The organism is Aurantimonas sp. A2-1-M11, assembly GCF_036549475.1.
Classification (GTDB): domain Bacteria; phylum Pseudomonadota; class Alphaproteobacteria; order Rhizobiales; family Rhizobiaceae; genus Aurantimonas.
In genome coordinates, this window is sequence record NZ_JAZHLI010000005.1 from 86,521 (window position 1) to 107,139 (window position 20,619).

The following is a 20,619-nucleotide window of genomic DNA, read 5'->3' on the forward strand; positions in this document are numbered from 1 at the left end:
CTCCGGTGAATCGGCTGGGCAACGCGATGTCGCTGATTCACCCTTGTGCATCAACCGGCAGGCCGAAATGAGACAAGCTGGCGTCTCGGCGCGAGACACCGCTGCTGCCGGCCACGTGAAGTGGGCGGTATCGCCACCTTGCGGGGATCAGTAAAAGAGATCGAAGAAATAGCTCGCCACGGCGAGCAATGTGCCGACGACAGCCGTGGGAATCATGATGCTGCCGACGCGTTGGTCGGCCAAGGCAGCGCCACCCTGCAGATCCTCACGCCGGGACGGACTGAGATAGAAGCCGCGACGGCCCAGCCTGATCCGCTGTTTTGGCGGCTCGGTCCGGGCCCAACTCTGCGGTGCATAATGGATCGGCATCGGAGCCTCCGTTGGCTCGCTGTCCGATTGCGATACCGCGGCTGGTGCAGGCGATGTCGGTACCGCTGTATCCATCCGCGAGTGTGACGACGGGGCGTCCGGACCGGCGGACATCACATAGCCGTCATTGCCAAATCCTGGCGGAAACGCAGAAACACCGAGCATCGCAGACCTCCGCCGACACAACGCACGGCGACACGGATGGTTGCATGTGCGATCGGCGAAGTCACTGATCCGGTTCCTTAGTTGGCTTTCAGAGGACAAATTCGAAGCCGCTCCCTATTCAACCGATTTTAATGCCGCCAGCCCGCGTCGGGCACTGGACGCGCCGGGCCAGGGTCATCATTAGGGGGAAGACCAATCGACAGGCCGCGGGGGCCGTCGGTGTCGAAGGGGAGAGCCATGCTGAGAACGCAGACCGTCCGAGAGATCCTGTCCTGGTACGAGGGCGAGACGCCCGGCCTGAAGAGCAACCTCTCCCGCCTGCTGATGCACGGCAAGCTTGCCGGAACCGGCCGAGTCGTGATCCTGCCGGTCGACCAGGGCTTCGAACATGGCCCGGCACGCAGCTTCGCGCCGAATCCGGTCGGTTACGACCCGCACTATCTCTATCAACTGGCCATCGACGCAGGCGTATCCGGCTATGCCGCGCCGCTCGGCCTCCTGGAGCAGGGGGCCGACACCTTTGCCGGCGAGGTGCCCCTGATTCTCAAGCTGAACAGCGGCAATTCGCTGGTCGGCGGCAGCGACCAGGCCGTGACCGCGAAGGTCGAGGACGCCATGCGGCTCGGCTGCGTCGGCGTCGGCTTCACCATCTATCCGGGTGCGGACAGTTCCTACGCCATGATCGAGGAACTGCGCGAGATCAGCCACGAGGCCAAGTCGCGCGGTCTGATGACGGTCGTGTGGTCCTATCCGCGCGGCGGGAAGGTGACGAAGGACGGCGAGACCGCCCTGGACATCATCGCTTATGCCGCGCACATGGCTGCCCTGATGGGGGCCACGATCATCAAGGTGAAGCTGCCGACCCCGCACGTCGATTTCGAGGCCGCCAAGGCGACCTACGAGAAATACGCCATTGCCGGAGACACAGGTGCGGCACGCGTGCGGCATATCATGCAGGCGGCCTTTGCGGGCAAGCGGCTCGTAGTCTTTTCGGGCGGTGCCGCAAAGAACACCGACGAGCTTCTCGATGAGGTCCGCTCCATTCGGGAAGGCGGCGGCAACGGTTCGATCATCGGACGCAATTCCTTCCAGCGGCCGAAGGAAGAGGCGCTGGCTCTCCTCAATGAGGTCATGGAGATCTATCGCTAGCGTCCACGGGGCGGTGCCGGAAACGGCTCCGCCGGGATCACTCGGGAGATCGGTTAAAGCGCCACGGCCGACGCGTTCGTGCTACCGTGGCGCGATGAGGGCGTGTCGACCATCAATCGGGACTGTCGTGACGACGGCTGCGCTCTGGTTCGGAGCGGCGTTCATCGCGCTCGGCGGCAGGGCGGAGGCCGCGGAACTCCTCATGTTCGAGCAGGCCGGCTGTCCGTTCTGCCGTGCCTTCGACGAAGAGATCGCGCCGGGCTACCCGGATAGCCGGGCCGGCCAGGTGGCGCCGCTGCGCCGCGTCGACATCCATGAGGATCGCCGCGGCGGCATCGCAGAACTGGCACCGGCAGTATTCACGCCGACCTTCGTCCTGCTGGGAGACGACGGCCGCGAGATCGGACGGCTGGAAGGTTATCCCGGTCGAAGGTGGTTCTATCCGGAGATCGAGACCCTGATCGACCGATTGCCTGAGTCAGGGAGCGAGCCATCAGTTGCAATGCCCGACCCGGCCCTGCCTGCTCCGCGGCCCTGAGGGAGGCCGGAAACAGAGCGGCCGCCCGGAGGCGGCCGCAATGATTGTCTGACGAGGATCCGGCGCGGCTTACTGCGCGGCTGCGGCGGCCAGCGCCTCGGCCGGATCGCGGGTCGCGCCGCTTTCGTCGAAGGAGGCGAGATAGGCGAGAACGTCGACCATCTCCTTCTCTTTCTTGATCCCCGGGAACACCATCTTGGTCCCCTTCACCACGGCGCGCGGATCAGTCAGCCAGGCCGTCATCAATTCCGCGTTCCAAGCCGCCTTGTCAGTCGACCATTCCGCGAAAGCCGGCGAGTAGTTGTATCCCTCGACGACGCCCGGCTTTGCGCCGATGATGCCGTTGAGCTCCGGACCGATCTTGTTCTTGGCGCCTTCACCGACGGCATGGCAGGCCATGCACTTGCGGAACACCGACTTGCCGGCATCCGGGTCTCCGGCGGTCTGTGCCGATGCCCCGGTGGCCAGTGTCAGGGAGAGCAATGCTCCCGCGGTGACTATCAACCTGTTCATTTTTCCTCCAACTGACGATGTGTCTGAGAGGACAATATGGAACGGTTCCAGAGACGGCAATCAGGCATGTCCGCGTTTTCGGGTCGCAGCGGTGATCGGATCTCTCGCCGGGATCGACGGTGCATGCGCTGCTGCGACACGTTCGTGCGTCGGTACCTGGCGCTTGCGCGGAGCTTCCAGCCTTGGCTTGGGATCGGCCACGGCTCCGAGGCCGCGTACGTCGACACCCGGAGCATCCGTGGCGCGACGATCATGCGGAATTCGCGGAAGAATAGGGCTGCATTCTTCGAACGGGCCGTTGGCCGAGTGAAACGGCGATCGAGCGAGAGACTTGCGAAGGCCGATTTCACCGCGATGCTGCAAGGCGACGCGGATTGCATTGAGGGTGACGACATTGTGTCGGACGTTCCGCTTCGTCGCAGTTTGGCAGGCATCCCGCGCAAGCCTCTGCGGCCCGCGGTTTTGGCCAGGTCCAGCCGGCCGGACACGTTATTGCGATGCGTCGTAGGAATAACTTCCGACACAACTTCGCCGCAATGATTAAGCGCTCAGCTAAACGACCTCTTGTCGTAAACCATCGTTTTTAAGAGGGAATAAAGGATCCATCGTTACAAAGGATTCACGACGCCGGGTCGTCTGGGTCCTCGTTGCGGATCGGCAACACGGCTGAGGAGAACGTATTCCTGCCATTTTCTGAGCACGGATGCGAACCATAACCCTCCCGAACCCGCCAGTCGGGTCCGGCTTTCGGGGCCGATGGAAACGTCGGGCCGAAGACAAGTCGCGTCAGCGACATAATGGAGTACGACTATGAAACGCCTTGCACTGCTTCTCGCCACCACCGCTTTCGTGACCCCGGCACTCGCCGCCGACGTCATCTACCAGGAGCCGCCGGCACCGGCGCCGATGGCCATCGAGCCCATCGCCACGACCGCTACCTGGACCGGCCTGTATATCGGTGGCCAGGCTGGCGTCGCCTTCGGCAACGACAGCGGCTCGATCGGTTTCGATCCGGGTAACGACGGCACCTTCGGCAACGGCACGCTGGATAATGGCGACGATTCCGACGCTGGCTTCATCGGCGGTGGTCACATCGGTTACGACTACCAGATCAACGACTTCGTCGTGGGTGCGGTTGCCGACATCAACTACATCGATGCCGAGACCAACCGCAGCTACACGACCCCAAATGGATCGACGTTCAGCGCCAACAGCGACATCAACTATCTGGGCACGGTCCGGGCACGCCTCGGCTACGCCATGGACAGCGTGCTGCTCTATGGTACGGGCGGTCTGGCCTATGCCGGCGTCGACAACAACATGTCGACAGCTCCGTCGGGTACCGAGTTCAACGGCTACACGTTCGAGCAGGACGAGAACGACACCGACATCGGCTATGCCGTCGGTGGTGGCGTTGACGTGATGGCGACCAGCAACATCTCGTTCGGCGTTGAGTACCTCTACACGAACCTCGGTTCGAACGATCAGACGATCACGGGTACCAATAGTACCAACACCGTCAACTTCACCAGCGAGTCGAACGACGACGACCTGGACTTCCACACGATCTGGGCCAAGGCCTCGTATCGCTTCAACTAAGAACGGTTCCGGACGCCCCCCGCGTCCGGTCTTTCTTCTGAGCCCGGCGGATCCCTGCGATCCGCCGGGCTTTTCGTTGGCGGATGGTCGGTGGGTCAGGCGAGAGGCGGCAGGATGAGGTCGGCGCGGCGCGGCAGGTCGGCACCCCGGCGCGAGCAGGTGATGGCCGCGGCCGCGACCGCGAAGGCGAGCAGCGACTCGACGGTGGCGCGTTCGGCCTGCCGCAGCGCCGGGCGCGACAGGTGCCCGCGCTCCTTCAATGCCGCCAGCAAGGCCGCCTGGAAGGTGTCGCCAGCCCCGACCGTGTCGGCGACGGCGATCCGCCGTCCGTCGACGGACGCGGTGACGCCGCCCGCCGTCAGGGCCACCGCGCCCTTTTCGCCGCGAGTCACCACCGCCATGTCGGCGCCGGCGCCGACCCAGTCGGCGAGGACCGCCTCGACGTCCTGCCCGGGATAGAGCTGCTCCAGATCCTCCTCGCTGGCCTTCACCAGTGCCGCGAAGGGGACGAGTTCGGCCACCTTGTCGCGCCAGATGGCGATGTCGGGCTCGATCGCGGTGCGGATATTGGGATCGTACGAGACGAAACGCCGCTCCGCCTCCTGGCGCACCAGCCGCATGAGCGCCGAGGCGGTCGGCTCGGTCACGGTGGAGTAGGAGGCGAGGTGGATTGCGGCAAGTTCTTCGGGGAACGCGTCGGGCACGTCCGACGGCTCGATCGAGCGATCCGCCGTGCCGTCGATGTAGAAGGCATAGGCCGGGGAGCCATCGGCTCCCAGCGAGACCATCGCGAGCGTAGTGTTGCGGTCGGTCGGGATCAGGAAACGCTGGTCGATCGACTCGCGTGCCATGAAACCGCGGATCCGGCTACCGAAGACATCGCGCGACACTTTCGTGAAGAAGCCAGCGGGGTGACCGAGCCGGGCAAGGCCCAGCGCAACATTGAGCGGCGAGCCGCCCACCCGGCCGGCCAGTGCGATCTGTGCCACGTCGTCGCCGGTTTCGACGAACAGATCGAACAGCGCATCGCCGCAACTGAGGAACATGGCAGGCCTCCCGCGCCTCGTATCCGTTTTCCCTGACCAATGCGGCTAGCAGGTCTCGGCGATGCGGGGAAGGCAAGCGGCGGTGGGGATTGACGCCGCGACGGGCTTTTCTCCGCGGCCAGCACGCCTATGATCGCCAGCCAACGCAATCTTGAAGGAAACCGCAGCAATGGCATTTCAACGGGTCAATGGCGTCGTTCTCCATCACAAGGTCGAGGGGAATGCCGCGGGGCCGACGCTGGTCTTTGCCAATTCGCTCGGCACGGATTTCCGGATATGGGATGCCATGGTGGCCGATCTGGCCGCCGACTACAGGATCGTGCGCTACGACAAGCGCGGCCATGGCCTGTCCGAGGCGACCCCGTCACCCTACGCCATGGAGGACCACGTCGCTGATTTGAAGGCCCTCATCGGTCATCTGGGCATCGTCGATCCGCTGGTTGTCGGCCTGTCGATCGGTGGCATGATTGCGCAAGGGCTGGCGGCAAGACATCCCGAAATCGCGAAGGGCCTGGTTTTGATGGACACCGCCCATCGGATCGGTTCGGACGAGCTCTGGAACCAGCGGATCACGGCGATCGAAGCCGATGGGATCGGGGCGATCTCCGACCAGATCCTGGAGCGCTGGTTCACGCCGGCCTTCCGGGAGCCGGGAAATCCCGATTTCGTCGGCTATTCCAACATGCTTTTGCGCACGCCGCTGGCAGGTTACCTCGGCAGCTGCTGCGCGTTGCGCGACGCCGACTACACCGAGCCGACCCGCCGTCTCGATCTGCCGGTGCTCTGCGTCGTCGGAGACCATGACGGCTCGACGCCGCCCGATCTCGTGCGCTCGACCGCGGACCTCATCAAGGGGGCGCGCTTCGAGATCGTCGAAGATGCCGGACATCTGCCCTGCATCGAGCAGCCGCGGGCCACGACGAAACTCGTCGCCGACTTCGCGGCACAGGTCTTCGGCGCAGATTCCGGCCGATGACGGCTGCTGTCTTCTCCAATCCGATCCTTGCCGGGCTGCTCGGCGACGAGGAACTCTCCTCCTATTTCACGCCTGCCTCCGACATCGAGGCGATGCTCGTCTTCGAATCCGCGCTGGCGCAGGCGCAGGCCGACGAAGGCCTGATATCCCTTGACGCCGCAAAGGCGATTGCCGCGCACACCCTGGATTTCACGCCGGATATCGCCGGGCTCGCCGAAGGCACGGCACGGGACGGCGTGGTGGTACCAGAGCTTCTGCGCCAGATCCGTTTGGGGCTTGGTGAAGAGGCCGCGAAGGCGCTGCACACGGGCTCAACCAGCCAGGACGTGATCGACGCGTCCATGGCAATGCGGATGATGGGCGTATCGCTGGTGCTGGACCGGCGCCTGGACGCGCTGGTCGATGGCCTGGCCCGATGGAGCATCGATGCCGGCAGCGCGGAGGTGATGGCCCATACCCGCATGCAGGCGGCACGGCCCACACGCTTCGTGCGCAAGCTGTCGGCCTGGTCCGACCCACTGGTGCGATGCCGGCTGCGGCGAGAGGAAATTGCGCCGCGCGCTTTCGCATTGCGATTCGGCGGCCCTGTTGGCGATCGGGCCGATCTGGGCAACAAGGCCGATGCGGTGGCGACCCGTCTGGCCGGCGCGCTGGGCCTGTGGCCGGCGCCGGGCTCGCTGCATTCGGACCGCGACGGCATCGCCGAATTTGGCAATTGGCTGTCGCTGATCACCGGTGCCCTGGGCAAGTTCGGGCAGGATCTGGCGCTGTCCCTGCAGACGGAGAACGGCGAGCTGTCACTGGTGGGCGGGGGCGGCTCCTCGGCGATGCCGCACAAGCAGAATCCGGTGGGGGCAGAGGTGCTGGTGACGCTGGCGCGCTTCAACGCGACGCTGATCGCCGGCCTGCATCAGTCGCTGGTCCACGAGAACGAACGCTCCGGCGCCGCCTGGACGCTGGAATGGATGATCCTGCCGCAGATGGCGATGGCAGCCGGCGCGGCGACGCGAACGGCGCAGGATCTGCTCGGCCGGCTCTCGCTGGCGGAGCCATACCAGAGCGGGTGAGGCTTCGTCGTAACAGCGGATCTGGGGTGCGAGCGGACCAGCCTGCACCACCTGCTCGACCCGGCCACGCAGCAGATGGACGCCGCAGGACCTTGCTGCGGTCCTGCGGCGCGGCCGCTCAGGCGGCGCGATCCAGCCGCGAGCGCGACGTCATCGCATCCCGGCCAAGGCGATCGTCGCCGGCTTCGTCGTCCAGCCGGAAGCGTTCGACCACGTCGGCAAGATTGCGGGCGTCGCCCGCGAGCGCCTGAACGGCTGCCGTCGTCTCTTCGACCAGTGCGGCATTCTGTTGGGTCGCCCTGTCCATCTCCGCGGCCGCGCCCGACACTTCCTTGAGGCTCGTGGCCTGTTCGCAGGCGGAACCCGCGATCCGCCCGATCATCTCGGCCATCGCCGCAACTTCGTGGACGATCTCCTCGAGGCTCCGACCGGAGGCGGTGACCAGTTCGACGCCGCTCTTCACCTCGTCGCGCGAGGTCGAGATCAGCAGCTTGATCTCCTTCGCTGCATCGGCCGAGCGCTGGGCGAGGCCCCGCACTTCCTGCGCAACAACGGCAAAACCACGTCCGGCCTCTCCGGCTCGCGCGGCTTCGACGCCGGCATTCAGCGCCAGGAGGTTGGTCTGGAAGGCGATCTCGTCGATCACGCCGATGATCTCGCCGATCTGGTGGGAGGACGCCTCGATGCGGCTCATGGCGGCGACGGCCCGGGAAACCACTTCTCCGCCCTTTTCGGCCTTGTCGCGTGCGGCGGTCGCAACGTTTCGCGCCTGACTGGAGCTTTCGGCGGTCTGGTTCACAGCCACCGTCACCTCGCCGAGCGCAGCGACGGTCTGTTCCAGCGAGGCGGCCTGCTGCTCGGTGCGGTGGGCCAGATCCGCGGAGGACTGGGCGATCCCGTCCGTCGCTCGCTCGACGCTGTCCACCGTCGAGGCCACTTCCGCCAGCGCGTCTGCCAGGGCGCCGACCGCGCTGTCGAAGTCGGTACCGATCTTGGCGAAGGCCTGCGGCAGCTTCGTCGCGAGCCGGGCGCGCAGGTCGCCGCCGGCAATCTGGTTCAGGGCAGTTGCCAGCGTGTCGATCGCGCGGGTCTGTTCCTCCGCCGCCTTGGCCTCGGCAGCCTGTGCCCTGGCCTGGTTCTCCCGCATCTCGACCATCACGGTGAGGTCGACGAGAAAGGTGACGAAGGCCGGCTTGTCGTTGATCCGGGTCGCCATGATGGTGACGAAGCCGGGGAAAGTGGTGCCGTCGAGGCGCCGGGTCGTCCATTCGAATCGCGTCGAGCCGTTCTTCGCCGCCTCGGCGAGGATGTCGCGGATGCGGGCCTCGCTTCGGCTGCCGTCCGGCTGAAGCTCCGGCGAGATGGCCTTGGGGCTGAGTCCGATGATGCCTTCGCGCTGGCCGCGCAGCATGGCTTCCGTCGCCGGATTGCAGTCGCGGATCAGGCCGTCCTGCAGGATGTAGTAGCCGTCGGGCGAAACCTCGATCACCGCATCGGCGAACTGCTCGCGATAGCTTCTCTGTTTGCGCAGCATGTGCAGCATGTTTGCGTTCCCCCCGCAACGATCCGCAAATTCTATCCGAACCTGCTGAACGAAACGTTGATCTCGCCTGATACGAAGAAGTCCACATTCCTAGTTGGGTCGATTTTGCTTGGCAGGGGGCGTCTCGTCTTTGGCTGCCGTTAGGGTCCGAGCAGCGTATAGGTGCCGAATGCGGGAATCTTGATCCCGAGGCGGCGCGGATCGAGGCCCGCGACGAGGCCGAGGAAATTGACTTCCAGACCAGACTCCCAGCCGATGACGAGGCCTGCATAGCCCCAGAGCGACAGTCGCAACTCGGCCCGCGCCGGATCGAGCGCGACGAGCCTGCCTTCCGACGGATAGTCCCGGCCGACCGCGGCGGCCGGCAGCGTCGCCGCGATGCCGGGCACGGCGCGCATGACATGGGCCACGAAGGTATTGGAGTTCGGGCCGGGGAAGATGTGATAACCGCCCGTTGCCGCGAAGGGATAGGCGGCGATGGCCTCCCGGACCTGGGGGATCACGCGCTCGGCAGCGGGGCCTGTCACGGCCACGACGATCACAGGAAGGTTGGAATACCAGAACCCGTCGGCGGCCCGATGGTTCTGCCGGATCGGCATGCCCCAGCCGACCTTGTCCCAGCGTTCGTAGCTGGCCGCGCCTTCCTCCTTCACCACGATCCATGAATGCTGGGAGATCGCGCCCTTCATGCCCCCGGTGCGGGCGGCCATGATGTAGAGCGCGGCCGGCCGGCTGTCGGCTGGCGATGGCAGGATCCTGGCCGAATCCCAGTTCGCCTGATGCCACGAACCGGGATGTTCGCCGGCCCACCAGAGCAGTGCGGACAAGGCGGCCGGCAAGAGATAGACCCCGGCAATGAGAAGCAGCAGCAGTTTCAAGGGACGCATCGGCTCGCGAGGCAGGTGGCGGGGGGGATGTGAGGCTGTTAAGGAAGCGGCGTTTCGAAACAGCAGCTTAAGGTCGAGGTGCGCAATGGCAAACCCAGTTCTCGTGGAAGTGACCCGTGGCTGCATCACGGAAAGCTTCCACCGCGCTGGCTTTGCGCTGGTCGACGGCGCAGGCGAGGTGATCGAGTCGCGCGGCGACATCCTGCGGCCGGTCTTTCCCCGCTCGGCCATCAAGGTGTTTCAGGGCATTCCGCTGATCGAGACGGGGGCGGCCGATGCGTACGGCTTGAGCGATCCGGAACTTGCGCTCGCCTGCGCATCTCATTCCGGGGAGGACGGGCATGTGCGTCTTGCCGCGGAGATGCTGGCCAAGGCCGGGCTGGATGCAACGGTTCTCGAATGCGGTTGCCACTGGCCGTTCGATGCGCCGGTGGCACGCGATCTCGCACGCCGCGGCGAGACGCCCACGGCACTGCATAACAATTGTTCTGGCAAGCATGCGGGATTTCTCTGCACGGCGGTGCATATGGGCGAGGAGACGCGCGGCTATGTCGGGCTGGGCCACCCGGTCCAGCAGCGGGCCAAGGCAGTGATCGAGGATCTGACCGGCTTCGACCTGAATTCCGACGTCTGCGGCACCGATGGCTGCGCGATCCCGACATTCGCCGCGCCGCTGAAGAGCTTTGCGCACGGATTTGGCAAACTGGCGAGCGGCGAGGGTGTTGCGCCGGAGCGAGCGGCAGCGGGCCGCCGCCTCATCGCAGCCTGCATGGCGCATCCCTGGGAGATGTCAGGCACCGGCAGGGCCTGCGAAGCGCTGATGCAGGCGGCCCCCGGCCAGGTCTTCGCCAAGACCGGGGCCGAGGGCGTGTTCTGCGGCGCGTTGCCCGGGCTTGGCCTCGGCTTTGCCCTGAAGATCGACGACGGCACGACGCGGGCGAGCGAGACGCTGGCGGCCGCGGTCATCGCCGTGGCGCTGCGCAGCCACGATCCCGATCTGGCCGCCCGCTTCGATGCGCTGGCAAACAAGACGCTGCGCAATTGGGAAAAGACCGAGGTCGGCGCCGTCCGGGCCGCGATCAGGTAGGCGAGGCGGCCCGGCCGGTCAGGTCCAGTCGCTTTTCGGGCCGGATCTCGTCCGCTCGGCGCCGCCGCCCGATGCGCGCGAGGCCGTGGCCCGACGACGGGGAGCCGGTTTCGCAACAGGCTTGAGCCGGATGTCGACACTCCCGCCTTCCGGGTCGTCGACCTCGAACAGGTCTGTCGAGCGCACAAGATCCGACAGCTTCTTGAAACCGTAGGTGCGGGGATCGAAATCCGAGGACAGGTTGAGGAGCTGCTTGCCGAAGCTTCCGAGATTCACCCAGCCGTCCTCGGTGTCCATCTGCTCGATGACCCGCTTCAGAAGGTCGGCGGCTTCCTGCGGCTTGGCCAGCGGTGCACTGGTGGGCTTGCCGTCTTCCTTTTCGGCAGTGATCCGCTGCGGCAGAAGGTTCTCGGTGTAGATGAAGCGGCGACAGGCCTGCCGGAAGCTTTCCGGGGTCTTCTGTTCGCCGAAGCCGTACACGTCGACGCCCTGCTCGCGGATGCGGGCGGCCAGGCGGGTGAAGTCGCTGTCGGAGGAGACCAGGCAGAAGCCATCGAAGCGACCGCTGTGCAGGAGATCCATCGCGTCGATGACCAGCGTGATATCGGACGCGTTCTTGCCCGTCGTGTAGGCGAATTGCTGCTGAGGGATGATGGCGTGACGCGACAGGACGTCGGCCCAGCCTTTCGACCGCGAACTGGAGAAGTCGCCGTAGATACGGCGCACGCTCGCCTCGCCAATCTTGGCGATCTCCTCGAACAGGCCGTCGGCAATGCGCGAAGAGGCGTTGTCAGCATCGATCAGGACGGCGAGCCGCGCGGTGCGATCGGGTCGGGTATTGGACATGCGATTTCCTTGCTCTCTCAAGAGGCGATCTAAGGCGTCGGACGGCGGCGCAAAGGCGACGGCGGCCGTCCGGCGGTCAAAATTGGGAGTGGCTCCGGCGGTCTCACGGCTCGGCTTCACCGCGGCGCAGGCCCAGATGGTCGAGTATGTCCTCGGCCACAGCGGACGGCGCGCGCCCGCCAGAGCGCACGGCCGCCTCGCCGGCGGCGATCTCGGTCGGCCAGTCGGCACCGGACAGGACGCGGCGTCGGATCGCGGCGTCGAGGCTCGACCACAGCCAGCGCACGCGCTGCTCTGCCCGGCGTTCGTCCCAGGCGCCGTTCTCACGGTGAACCTCACGAAAGCGGTCGATCTCCCCCCAGAGTGCGTCGAGCCCTCCACCCGTCGCGCCCGAGACCGTGACGACCGGCACACGCCAGGCAGCCGAGCGCGGCGCGAGGATATTCATTGCCGACCGGATTTCGGAAGCGGCGGCCTTTGCAGCCTCGACATTGGCACCATCGGCCTTGTTCATGGCGATGATGTCGGCGACCTCGAGTATGCCCTTCTTGATGCCCTGAAGTTCGTCGCCGCCTCCGGGGATCATCAGGAGGAGAACAAGGTCGACCATGTCCGCCACCGCAACCTCCGCCTGGCCGACGCCCATGGTCTCGACGATCACCACGTCGAAGCCGGCCGCTTCGCACAGAAGCATCGTCTCGCGGGTCTGTGCGGCGACGCCGCCCAGCGTACCGGAGGAGGGGGAGGGGCGGACATAGGCATTGCGGTCGACGCTGAGCCGCGCCATGCGCGTCTTGTCGCCCAGGATAGAGCCGCCGCTGCGCACCGATGACGGGTCGACCGCGAGCACAGCGACCTTGTGCCCCTTTGCCGTCATCATCGAGCCGAAGGCGTCGAGCAGGGTCGACTTGCCCACGCCGGGGACGCCGCTGAGGCCTATTCGGATCGCACCACCGGTCCGGGGCGCCAGGCGGTCCAGTACCGCAGCCGCCATCGCCCGATGGTCTGCCCGCGTCGATTCGACAAGGGTGATCGCCTTGGAGAGGGCCGCGCGCGAGCCACCCAAAAGGGACGTCGCCAGCGTGTCAGGGTCGGTGAGATCGGCCATGGGAGCCTGCAATAGTGGGCGCGCGCGCCCCTGTCGACCGCCGCACGGCCGGATGGGAAACATTCCCGATAAGAGCCCGAAAAGTCTTTGTGACCAATCATGCCTTTCGATGATGAAACGCTTTTGCTAGCTTCCCGTTGGTGGGTACGGCGGCTGGCATCCTGCCGGTCGCGGCACTTTGGGAGAATGACAATGGCCTGGAACAAGCCCGTTATCACGGAAGTCTGCGTCGCGATGGAAATCAACGGCTACATGCCGATCGAATTCTAATTGTCGACTGCACGTGATAGCCGCGGGCGGGCTCAGACCCGCCTGCGGCTTTTTGTATTGGGTTCGGCTGCCGGTGGCGGCTATCCCCAGTGGAACTGCCTGTGTGACGTCTGCCGCCTTTACTGGTCCGGCGACAAGCGGGTCCAGGCCCGGTCGCAATCCTCCATCGCCGCGACGGCGGATGGGGAGAACTGGCTTCTCCTGAACGCCTCTCCCGATCTGCGCGAGCAGATCATGCGATCTCCGCCAATTTCCCCGATGGCCGGAGCGTCCGGTGCGGCGCGTCGTGCAAGTCCGATCGGCGCGGTTCTGGTGACCAATGGCGACGTCGACCATGTGGCCGGCCTCCTGACATTGCGCGAGAAGCAGGCCTTTCCACTCTACGGAACTGCGGGCGTGCTTGATGTTATTCAGCAGAACCCGATCTTCTCGGTCCTCGATCCGAGCTGCGTCGAACACCGTCCGGTATCAATCGGGCAGGTGTTCGAGCCGGTGCCAGGCCTTGAAGCCGAGATCTTCTCGGTTCCCGGGAAGGTGCCGCTCTATCTGGAGAAGGGCGATGTCGATGTCGGAGAAGAAGGCGAGATGACTGTCGGAGTCCGTCTGACGGCGCACGGCCAGACCGCCTATTACATTCCCGGCTGCGCGGCTGTGACAGAGCCGCTGTGCCAGCGGATCAAGGGTGCCGATGCGCTGCTCTTCGACGGCACCGTCTTCGAGGACGACGAGATGGCGCAAGCCGGCGTAGGCCCTAAGACGGGCCGACGAATGGGCCACATACCGATCTCGGGCGAGGGTGGCAGCCTGAACGCCTTTTCGGATCTGGGAATCGCCAATCGTACCTATATCCATATCAACAACACCAATCCGATCCTGATCGAGGGGTCCGATCAGCGGCATGCGGTCGAGGCGGCCGGCTGGCAGGTGGCAATGGATGGCATGGAGATCGCACCATGACGGCGATGATGGATCGTGAGGCGTTCGAGGCGGCGCTGCGCCAGATTGGCGCGGAGCGCTACCATCATCTGCATCCGTTCCAGCAGAAGCTGCAGAACGGCGAGTTGAGCCGCGAGCAGGTGCAGGCCTGGGCGCTCAACCGCTATTACTACCAGTCGCAGATCCCGGTGAAGGATTCGCATATCCTGGCGCGACTGCAGACGACGGAATTGCGGGGCGAATGGCGCCAGCGCATCATCGACCATGACGGGCAGGAAGCATCCGACGGTCAGCCGGCCCAGCGTGGTGGCATCGAGAAGTGGATAGCGCTGACCGACGGCGTGGGTCTCGACCGGGCCTATGTGGAATCGGGCGCCGGCATTCTTCCGGGCACGCGGTTTGCGGTCGATGCCTACGTGCATTTCGTTCAGGATAGGACCCTGCTCGAGGCGATCGCCTCATCGCTGACAGAGCTGTTCTCGCCGAGCGTCATTGGCACCCGCGTGCGCGGCATGCTGGAGCATTACGACTTCATCTCGAAGGATACGCTGGCATATTTCGACAAGCGGCCGGTGCAGGCGAAGCGTGATTCCGACTTTGCGCTGGAGTATTGTCTGACGAATGCGCGCTACCCGGAGGAGCAGCAGGCGGTGCTGAACGCGCTGCGTTTCAAGTGCCACGTTCTGTGGGCGCAGCTCGATGCCCTGTATTTCGCCTATGTCGCGCCGGGCCTGACACCGCCGGACGCATGGCAGCCGGGCGAAGCAACGAAAGAAGCCACCGTAACATGACCGAAATTGCCGACGACACGATTCCGAAGCTGCCTCACGGCGTCAAGTTTCGCGAGGACAAGGTCCGCGGCAACTTCATCCTGGTCGGTCCCGAGCGGATCTTCAATGCCGACGGCGTGGCCACCGAGATCCTGAAGCGCGTCGACGGCAAGTCCGACTTCGGCACGATCGTGCGCTCTCTTGCGGAGGTCTTTGCGGCCGACGAGGCGACGATCCGCCCGGATGTCGCGAGCTTCCTCGGCGATCTGCGCGACAAGCAAATGGTGACGTTATGAACGAAGCCGTCTTTCCCCGGCCGGCCAGCGAGCCGGTCGCGCATCCGACACCGGCGCCGCCGCTCGGGCTGCTGGCCGAACTCACCCATCGCTGCCCGCTGCGTTGCACCTACTGCTCCAACCCGCTGCAGCTCGACGGACGCTCCAGCGAACTCGACACCGAGACCTGGAAGCGGGTGTTCAGCGAAGCTGCCGATCTCGGCGTCATCCATGTCCATCTGTCGGGCGGCGAGCCGACGGCGCGCAGGGACATTGTCGAATTGACCCGTCACGCCAGCGATGTCGGCCTCTACACCAACCTCATCACCTCCGGCGTCGGCGTCAGCGATGACAAGCTCGATGCGCTTTTCGATGCAGGGTGCGACCACATCCAGCTCTCGTTGCAGGGCGCGGATGCGCAGATCACCGAACTGGTCGGCGGCTATCGGGGCGGGTTCGAGAAGAAGGAAGCCTTTGCCCGCGCCGTCGTCGAGCGCGGCTTCCCGCTGACGCTGAACGCGGTCATCCACCGGATGAACATCCACCAGGTGCCGCAGATGATCCAGAAGGCGGTCGATTTCGGCGCCAAACGCCTGGAGATCGCCCATACGCAATATTACGGCTGGGCGCTGAAAAACCGGGCGCAGCTCATGCCGGCGCGCGACGACGTGGACCGGACGATCGCCGAGGTCGAGGAGGCCCGCGAACGGTTGAAGGGCAAGCTGGTCATCGACGCGGTCTTCCCGGACTATTACGCCAAGTATCCCAAGCTTTGTAACGGTGGCTGGGGCGCCCGCACCCTGAGCGTGACCCCGGCCGGACGGGCGCTGCCCTGCCACGCGGCCGAGACGATCCAGCATCTGGAATTCTGGTCGGTACGCGACCATTCGATCGCCGACATCTGGACAACGTCGCCGGCCTTCGAGGCGTATCGCGGCACGTCCTGGATGAATGAACCATGCCGCTCCTGCGATCGCCGGCACATCGATTTCGGCGGTTGCCGCTGCCAGGCACTCGCCCTGACCGGCGACGCGGCCAATACCGACCCCGCCTGCATCAAGTCGGACATGCACCAGCGGCTCGGCGAGATCGCAACGGCCGAATCCTCGGCGGTGGTCGAGCCCGGCGCGGCCGTCTATCGCGGTTTCCGCGTCGGTTGACCGAGGTCGTGTCGGACAAGCCGCAAGCGTTCCTACTTCAAGCTTCCGCGGATTCTGCCGGCTTCGGGCGCCAGAGAAAGCGCGGGGCGGCGTTGTCGTTGGCAAGGCCGGTCCAGCGCGTGCGGCCGACAAGGCTTGTCGAAGGTCCATAGAGTTCGGCGCGTTCGCCGGGCGTCGACTGAAACACCGGAAATTTCGGGTGCAGTTCCCGGCGCAGCGTTTCCATGGCGTTGTAGCAAAGCGCGATCGGCTTCTTCAGCCCAGGATAGTGCCTGGCCGGCGTGCGTGGGTGCAGCAGGCAGATCCGATCGTAGAAGGGCACGTGTTCCGGTCGCACCGTCGCCAGCATGTACGTGGCGTCGAAATGGTCGGCCAGCATCGAGCCGAGCCGGAGGCCGGCAAACGGCAGGAGCGTGGTCATGCGCCGCACACTGTCGTCGATGACGAAGCGGGTCGGATCGACGAAGCTTTCACCCCTGTCGAGCAGCGGCGAGAGTTCCTCGTTGAAGACGTCCATGGCGGGGCCAACTCGGCACTCCGGCGTCGTGATATGCAGCCGGATCGATGCGACCAGCCGATCTTCGATCTCGATCCCAAGGAGAAAGGCGTTCACGTCGGTGTCGTGCCGATCCTTGAACATCCGGGACTTGATTTCTCCGATCGCCCCCTCGGCAAGATACGCGTCGTATCGCAGCCGGTAAATCTTCTCCCTGTCGTAATCGCTGGTTGCCTGGAAATAACGGACGATCTCCATGATGCTTGAAATCTGAGAGCGACTGGAAATTTTGTCGGATCTATTGTTTTTTCGTACCATGGTCTCGTCAGTCCCCGCTGAATTGACGACGATATCGTTCAACTTGCGAAGGAAGATTTATCAAATTTTAAATATATTTAAAGCTGCAACTGAAATTGTAGTTAATTTCGGTTAACCCCTTTAGAAGGCGGCTTGTAATCGTTCGCGAAATCATGCCGGGGGACGCGAAGGTACCGGTGAGGATCAGTGTGCGGAGACGGCAATGCGGGGACGGTTCTCGGCGGCTTCACGGGCGGTGGAACTGCTTGCCCAGAGAAGCGTGCCGATGGCGGTCTCGGGCAATGGCCGGCCAAAGACGAAGCCCTGCACCTGCGTCACCTGCGGGTCGGAGGAGACGAATTCCAGGAGCTCGATCGTCTCGACCCCTTCCACCACGATCTTCAGGTCCAAGGATGCGACGAGGTGCACGAAACCGCGCAGTAGGGATTGGCGGCGTTTGTCGGTAATGATCCCGGTCAGAAATGACCGGTCGATCTTCACCTTCCCAATCGGCAGGCGGGCGATGTAGCTGAAATTGGAGAAGCCGGTTCCGAAATCGTCGAGGGCGATCGAGATGCCCATGTCACGCAGGGCCTCCAGCTTGGCGAGCACCGGCTGGTGTTCACCCAGGAGGAGGTTCTCCGTGATCTCGATCTCAAGCCGCCTGGGATCAAAATTCGTCGCACGAAGCGCGGCGACGATGACATCCACCATGTCGGGCCGAAGCAACTGGCTGGGGGAAAGGTTAACCGCGACGGACACCGATGCCGGCCAGCGGCCGGCGATCCGCATCGCCTCATACAACGTCCAGTCGGTGACCATGCCCATCAGCCCGGTCTCTTCAGCCACTGGCAGGAACTCCCCGGGCGAAATCATGCGGCCGTCCGGTGCCATCCAGCGGATCAGCGCCTCGCAGGTGGATATCCGCAAGGTGTTCGGCTCGACCAGCGGCTGGAAGAACAGGCGAAGCTGGTTTTCCTCGAGTGCCAGCCGCAGGCCGGTCTCGATGCGCAAACGATTGGTCTCCCGGTCCAGCATGTCGGGCGCGAACATGCGGGCGGTGCTGCGGCCGGCGCTCTTGGCCTGATAGAGAGCGGTATCAGCCTGCCGGGTCAGCAGCTCGGCGTCTTCGCCATGCAACGGGAACAGCGCGAAGCCGACGCTGCAGCCGGTGGACGCCGGCGCGCCCTGCACGATGAAGGGCTCGCGCATCGCCTCGATCAGCCGGTCGGCGAGGTCGGTGGCAGCTTCGGCATCGGCACCGTATTGCAGGATCAGGAACTCGTCGCCGGCAAAGCGTGAGATAAAGCCGGAACTTCCCACCACTTCGCGGAACCGTTGTGCGGTCTCGATCAGGATGACGTCGCCGGCCTTGTGGCCGAGCGTGTCATTGATACGCTTGAAGCGGTCGAGATCGACGAAATGGAGCGCGAAGGGTTCGTAGGTGTCGCGGGTCAGTTCGTCGAGCCGGCGGTTGGTATAGGCCCGGTTGGGCAAATGGGTCAGCGTGTCGAAATGCGCCAGTTCCTCGTTCATCCGGGCGGCCCTGAGGGCACCGAGGAAGGTGTCGCAGATGCGCCCGTTGGTCCGGAGGATGCCGGCAAAAAACACCAGCAGGATGAAGGCATAGCCGACATACCAGGCGGTGCCCTGAATCAGCAGTCCTGCGACCATGGGCACGGCCGCGGCAGCGGTCTGCACGCGGGCGATCCGGGGGGAGGGGAAATTGCGCGCCTGGATGCCGATCAGGTAGCCAATGGCTGTCGCGAATGAGACCACCTGGGCGAATGCGCCGCCGCCCACGAGGAAGACGATGGTGGTCCACGCCCCGACGCTGGCGACGTGGACCGTGCCGAGAACGAGATACAGCCGTTCCCAGAAAACGGCATCGAAGTCCGGATCGTGCGAGTGTCGCCCCACCATCAACATAGTGGCGAGCCTGATGGCGGAGATGAGCGCGGTAATCCCGACCACGAGCCAAAGGGCGTTCTGCCCGGTCTGGATGGCCGTCATCGACGCGCCGACGGCGACCGCCACGGAGGCGTAGGCGAAGGACAGCATATCGCCATGCAGCGAGCGGACGATCTCGACCCGCTCACTCGCTTCCCATCCGCCAAGCTGCAATTCCTTGGTCAGCAGCATTCCGTCGGCCTCGCTTTCATCAGCGAAACTTGATCGAAACTTGTTAAAGGATCATTTAGCCACCTCTACGCGATGCGAGATCGCGGATGCACGCGGGAAGGCGACACGTCACCTTCTGAGCCTGGCCAGCGCGCGATGGCCGTTGCTTGAAACGTCGCTAGAGCCAGTTCTTGTAGCGGAACAGGATCAGCGGGACGATCGCCGAGACGACCATCAGCCCCAGCGCCATGGGGTAGCCGAAGGTCCAGCCGAGCTCGGGCATGTGCTGGAAGTTCATGCCGTAGATGGAAGCGATGAGGGTCGGCGGCAGGAACGCCACCGCCGCCACGGAGAAGATCTTGATGATTGCGTTCTGCTCGATCGAGATCATGCCGACGGTGGTATCCAAGAGGAAGGTCGTCTTGTTCGACAGAAATGAGACGAAGTCATTGAGCGAATGCACGTCGCGTGACATCGCCTTGACCCGCGGCCGGGCATCCTTGCTGGAAGGTTTGCGACCGTCGAGCACGAGTTGCAGGAAGGGCAGCAACCGGTCGAGGGTCGCCAGGCTTTCGCGTACCCGCGAAGTCAGATCGCCGGCGGCGCCGATCCGCCGCAGCAGTGACTTGAAGTCTGCGGTTTCGGTCGGTTTCTTGCGAGCGGACGACGTGAAGATATCGTCGCCGATACGGTCGAGATCGGCGGAGATCGACTCCAGCAGGTCCGCGACCCGGTCGACGACGGTTTCCAACAGGCCGATCAGCACGCTGTCAGCCGTGGGCGTCCGCGGCATGCTCGCAGCCTTGGTGACCTCGGGCGGGAGCCGATCCTGTGATGACCGATAGGCGGCATTCGGCGGTTCGCGGCAGAGCTTTGCGGCATAGATGGCAAAGCTCTTGGGCTTGCTGTAGCGCAGGGTAACAAGCCGCTCATCGACAAGGATGAAGGTGACCGGCGCGAAGGATGGCTTGCCGCTGTCGAGGCCGAACACCACCGAAGCTGTCAGGAAGTCGGCGCCGTCCTCCGAATAGAGCCGGCTCGAGACTTCGATCTCGTCCATCTCTTCGCGGGTCGGCACGTCGATGCCACAGAGCCGTTCGACCGCGGACACTTCGTCCGGCGCCGGATTGAGAAGATCGATCCAGACCGCCTCCGCCGGAATCGCGTCGCTTGCCACGGTGGCGGCCCGCATGAATGGGCCGGACGGGACATAGGCTTCGATCACGGGCGCTTCCCGGTGACATCGCGGGACGCATTCGCGGCTCGCCCTTTGTCGAACTCGCTGCCCGCGACATCCGTCCCGAACCGGCAAAGCAGGGCGTGTCCTGCTGTGGTGGTATGATCGTTCGTCATCAGTAGCACCGCCGAAACTGGAATAGGTTCGCTTAGGGCCGTCTATGG

Annotated in this window: 19 protein-coding genes and 1 pseudogene; 10 read left to right on the forward strand and 10 right to left on the reverse strand. The window is 64.6% G+C overall.

The window, feature by feature from the left end; translation table 11 throughout:
• Positions 1 to 147: 147 nt before the first annotated feature.
• Positions 148 to 534, reverse strand: coding sequence for a hypothetical protein (locus VQ042_RS03745; protein WP_331815720.1), 387 nt, complete (start codon positions 532 to 534; stop codon positions 148 to 150).
• Positions 535 to 771: 237 nt separating this feature from the next.
• Between VQ042_RS03745 and VQ042_RS03750 the strand changes: the two genes are divergently transcribed.
• Positions 772 to 1,683 (forward strand): class I fructose-bisphosphate aldolase, encoded by a 912-nt coding sequence (locus tag VQ042_RS03750; RefSeq protein ID WP_331815722.1) that lies wholly within the window; start codon positions 772 to 774, stop codon positions 1,681 to 1,683.
• A 127-nt stretch (positions 1,684 to 1,810) separates the two neighbouring features.
• The gene (locus tag VQ042_RS03755; RefSeq protein ID WP_331815724.1) at positions 1,811 to 2,221 is read left to right on the forward strand and encodes a thioredoxin family protein; all 411 of its coding nucleotides are present in this window, start codon (positions 1,811 to 1,813) and stop codon (positions 2,219 to 2,221) included.
• A gap of 69 nt (positions 2,222 to 2,290) precedes the next feature.
• Here VQ042_RS03755 and VQ042_RS03760 read toward each other — a convergent pair whose 3' ends face one another.
• Positions 2,291 to 2,734 carry a c-type cytochrome gene (locus VQ042_RS03760; RefSeq protein WP_331815726.1) on the reverse strand — a complete coding sequence of 148 codons (444 nt, stop codon included), beginning with the start codon at positions 2,732 to 2,734 and terminating at the stop codon, positions 2,291 to 2,293.
• An 810-nt stretch (positions 2,735 to 3,544) separates the two neighbouring features.
• Here VQ042_RS03760 and VQ042_RS03765 point away from each other — a divergent pair.
• A complete protein-coding gene (locus VQ042_RS03765; RefSeq protein ID WP_331815728.1) occupies positions 3,545 to 4,333 on the forward strand; it encodes an outer membrane protein in 789 nt (262 codons plus the stop codon).
• A gap of 95 nt (positions 4,334 to 4,428) precedes the next feature.
• On the opposite strand, the gene VQ042_RS03770 is transcribed toward VQ042_RS03765, so the two are convergent.
• Entirely contained in the window at positions 4,429 to 5,379 is a 951-nt protein-coding gene (locus VQ042_RS03770) for a carbohydrate kinase family protein (protein WP_331815730.1), read from the reverse strand.
• 169 nt (positions 5,380 to 5,548) lie between these two features.
• Here VQ042_RS03770 and pcaD point away from each other — a divergent pair, with 169 nt between their 5' ends.
• Together pcaD and VQ042_RS03780 are read left to right on the forward strand one after the other, a co-directional pair.
• Positions 5,549 to 6,355 carry a 3-oxoadipate enol-lactonase gene (pcaD, locus tag VQ042_RS03775; protein WP_331815732.1) on the forward strand — a complete coding sequence of 269 codons (807 nt, stop codon included), beginning with the start codon at positions 5,549 to 5,551 and terminating at the stop codon, positions 6,353 to 6,355.
• Positions 6,352 to 7,422 (forward strand): 3-carboxy-cis,cis-muconate cycloisomerase, encoded by a 1,071-nt coding sequence (locus tag VQ042_RS03780; RefSeq protein WP_331815734.1) that lies wholly within the window; start codon positions 6,352 to 6,354, stop codon positions 7,420 to 7,422. The genes pcaD and VQ042_RS03780 overlap by 4 nt, the downstream gene beginning before the upstream one ends.
• Positions 7,423 to 7,540: 118 nt before the next feature.
• On the opposite strand, the gene VQ042_RS03785 is transcribed toward VQ042_RS03780, so the two are convergent.
• A complete protein-coding gene (locus VQ042_RS03785) occupies positions 7,541 to 8,965 on the reverse strand; it encodes a methyl-accepting chemotaxis protein (RefSeq protein WP_331815736.1) in 1,425 nt (474 codons plus the stop codon).
• A gap of 140 nt (positions 8,966 to 9,105) precedes the next feature.
• Positions 9,106 to 9,852: a DUF3750 domain-containing protein gene (locus tag VQ042_RS03790; protein ID WP_331815738.1), complete on the reverse strand. Its 747-nt coding sequence runs from the start codon at positions 9,850 to 9,852 to the stop codon at positions 9,106 to 9,108.
• Between the two features lie 85 nt (positions 9,853 to 9,937).
• Here VQ042_RS03790 and VQ042_RS03795 point away from each other — a divergent pair, with 85 nt between their 5' ends.
• The gene (locus VQ042_RS03795) at positions 9,938 to 10,939 is read left to right on the forward strand and encodes an asparaginase (protein ID WP_331815740.1); all 1,002 of its coding nucleotides are present in this window, start codon (positions 9,938 to 9,940) and stop codon (positions 10,937 to 10,939) included.
• Positions 10,940 to 10,957: 18 nt separating this feature from the next.
• On the opposite strand, the gene VQ042_RS03800 is transcribed toward VQ042_RS03795, so the two are convergent.
• Positions 10,958 to 11,785 (reverse strand): NYN domain-containing protein, encoded by an 828-nt coding sequence (locus VQ042_RS03800; protein ID WP_331815742.1) that lies wholly within the window; start codon positions 11,783 to 11,785, stop codon positions 10,958 to 10,960.
• A 103-nt stretch (positions 11,786 to 11,888) separates the two neighbouring features.
• On the reverse strand, positions 11,889 to 12,893 hold the full coding sequence (gene meaB / locus VQ042_RS03805; RefSeq protein WP_331815744.1) for a methylmalonyl Co-A mutase-associated GTPase MeaB: 1,005 nt from the start codon (positions 12,891 to 12,893) through the stop codon (positions 11,889 to 11,891).
• A gap of 192 nt (positions 12,894 to 13,085) precedes the next feature.
• On the opposite strand from meaB, the gene pqqA reads away from it, so the two are divergent.
• The 4 genes and pseudogenes from pqqA to pqqE all read left to right on the forward strand — a co-directional run bounded on the left by pqqA (position 13,086) and on the right by pqqE (position 16,304).
• Entirely contained in the window at positions 13,086 to 13,163 is a 78-nt protein-coding gene (pqqA, locus tag VQ042_RS25920; RefSeq protein ID WP_007067894.1) for a pyrroloquinoline quinone precursor peptide PqqA, read from the forward strand.
• A gap of 42 nt (positions 13,164 to 13,205) precedes the next feature.
• Complete coding sequence (gene pqqB, locus VQ042_RS03810) at positions 13,206 to 14,120, forward strand: pyrroloquinoline quinone biosynthesis protein PqqB (RefSeq protein WP_331815857.1); 915 nt, start codon at positions 13,206 to 13,208, stop codon at positions 14,118 to 14,120.
• Positions 14,117 to 15,165 (forward strand): annotated as a pseudogene (gene pqqC / locus VQ042_RS03815) (pyrroloquinoline-quinone synthase PqqC). The gene pqqB and the pseudogene pqqC overlap by 4 nt, the downstream one beginning before the upstream one ends.
• Positions 15,162 to 16,304 (forward strand): pyrroloquinoline quinone biosynthesis protein PqqE, encoded by a 1,143-nt coding sequence (gene pqqE / locus VQ042_RS03825; RefSeq protein WP_331815750.1) that lies wholly within the window; start codon positions 15,162 to 15,164, stop codon positions 16,302 to 16,304. Before pqqC ends, pqqE begins: the two are co-directional and overlap by 4 nt.
• A gap of 37 nt (positions 16,305 to 16,341) precedes the next feature.
• On the opposite strand, the gene VQ042_RS03830 is transcribed toward pqqE, so the two are convergent.
• From VQ042_RS03830 to VQ042_RS03840, 3 genes are all read right to left on the reverse strand, one after another.
• Positions 16,342 to 17,058, reverse strand: coding sequence for an N-acyl amino acid synthase FeeM domain-containing protein (locus tag VQ042_RS03830; protein ID WP_331815752.1), 717 nt, complete (start codon positions 17,056 to 17,058; stop codon positions 16,342 to 16,344).
• A gap of 243 nt (positions 17,059 to 17,301) precedes the next feature.
• Entirely contained in the window at positions 17,302 to 19,239 is a 1,938-nt protein-coding gene (locus tag VQ042_RS03835) for a putative bifunctional diguanylate cyclase/phosphodiesterase (protein WP_331815754.1), read from the reverse strand.
• Between the two features lie 157 nt (positions 19,240 to 19,396).
• Positions 19,397 to 20,443: a magnesium transporter CorA family protein gene (locus VQ042_RS03840; RefSeq protein ID WP_442880019.1), complete on the reverse strand. Its 1,047-nt coding sequence runs from the start codon at positions 20,441 to 20,443 to the stop codon at positions 19,397 to 19,399.
• Positions 20,444 to 20,619 lie beyond the last annotated feature (176 nt).

Excerpts from the sequence above, each read along its gene's own strand:
- VQ042_RS03745 (WP_331815720.1), bottom strand. The coding sequence starts at position 534 with ATGCTCGGTGTTTCTGCGTTTCCGCCAGGATTTGGCAATGACGGCTAT.
- VQ042_RS03750 (WP_331815722.1), top strand. The coding sequence starts at position 772 with ATGCTGAGAACGCAGACCGTCCGAGAGATCCTGTCCTGGTACGAGGGC.
- VQ042_RS03760 (WP_331815726.1), bottom strand. The coding sequence starts at position 2,734 with ATGAACAGGTTGATAGTCACCGCGGGAGCATTGCTCTCCCTGACACTG.
- VQ042_RS03765 (WP_331815728.1), top strand. The coding sequence starts at position 3,545 with ATGAAACGCCTTGCACTGCTTCTCGCCACCACCGCTTTCGTGACCCCG.
- VQ042_RS03770 (WP_331815730.1), bottom strand. The coding sequence starts at position 5,379 with ATGTTCCTCAGTTGCGGCGATGCGCTGTTCGATCTGTTCGTCGAAACC.
- pcaD (WP_331815732.1), top strand. The coding sequence starts at position 5,549 with ATGGCATTTCAACGGGTCAATGGCGTCGTTCTCCATCACAAGGTCGAG.
- VQ042_RS03780 (WP_331815734.1), top strand. The coding sequence starts at position 6,352 with ATGACGGCTGCTGTCTTCTCCAATCCGATCCTTGCCGGGCTGCTCGGC.
- VQ042_RS03785 (WP_331815736.1), bottom strand. The coding sequence starts at position 8,965 with ATGCTGCACATGCTGCGCAAACAGAGAAGCTATCGCGAGCAGTTCGCC.
- VQ042_RS03790 (WP_331815738.1), bottom strand. The coding sequence starts at position 9,852 with ATGCGTCCCTTGAAACTGCTGCTGCTTCTCATTGCCGGGGTCTATCTC.
- VQ042_RS03795 (WP_331815740.1), top strand. The coding sequence starts at position 9,938 with ATGGCAAACCCAGTTCTCGTGGAAGTGACCCGTGGCTGCATCACGGAA.
- VQ042_RS03800 (WP_331815742.1), bottom strand. The coding sequence starts at position 11,785 with ATGTCCAATACCCGACCCGATCGCACCGCGCGGCTCGCCGTCCTGATC.
- meaB (WP_331815744.1), bottom strand. The coding sequence starts at position 12,893 with ATGGCCGATCTCACCGACCCTGACACGCTGGCGACGTCCCTTTTGGGT.
- pqqA (WP_007067894.1), top strand. The coding sequence starts at position 13,086 with ATGGCCTGGAACAAGCCCGTTATCACGGAAGTCTGCGTCGCGATGGAA.
- pqqE (WP_331815750.1), top strand. The coding sequence starts at position 15,162 with ATGAACGAAGCCGTCTTTCCCCGGCCGGCCAGCGAGCCGGTCGCGCAT.
- VQ042_RS03830 (WP_331815752.1), bottom strand. The coding sequence starts at position 17,058 with ATGGAGATCGTCCGTTATTTCCAGGCAACCAGCGATTACGACAGGGAG.
- VQ042_RS03835 (WP_331815754.1), bottom strand. The coding sequence starts at position 19,239 with ATGCTGCTGACCAAGGAATTGCAGCTTGGCGGATGGGAAGCGAGTGAG.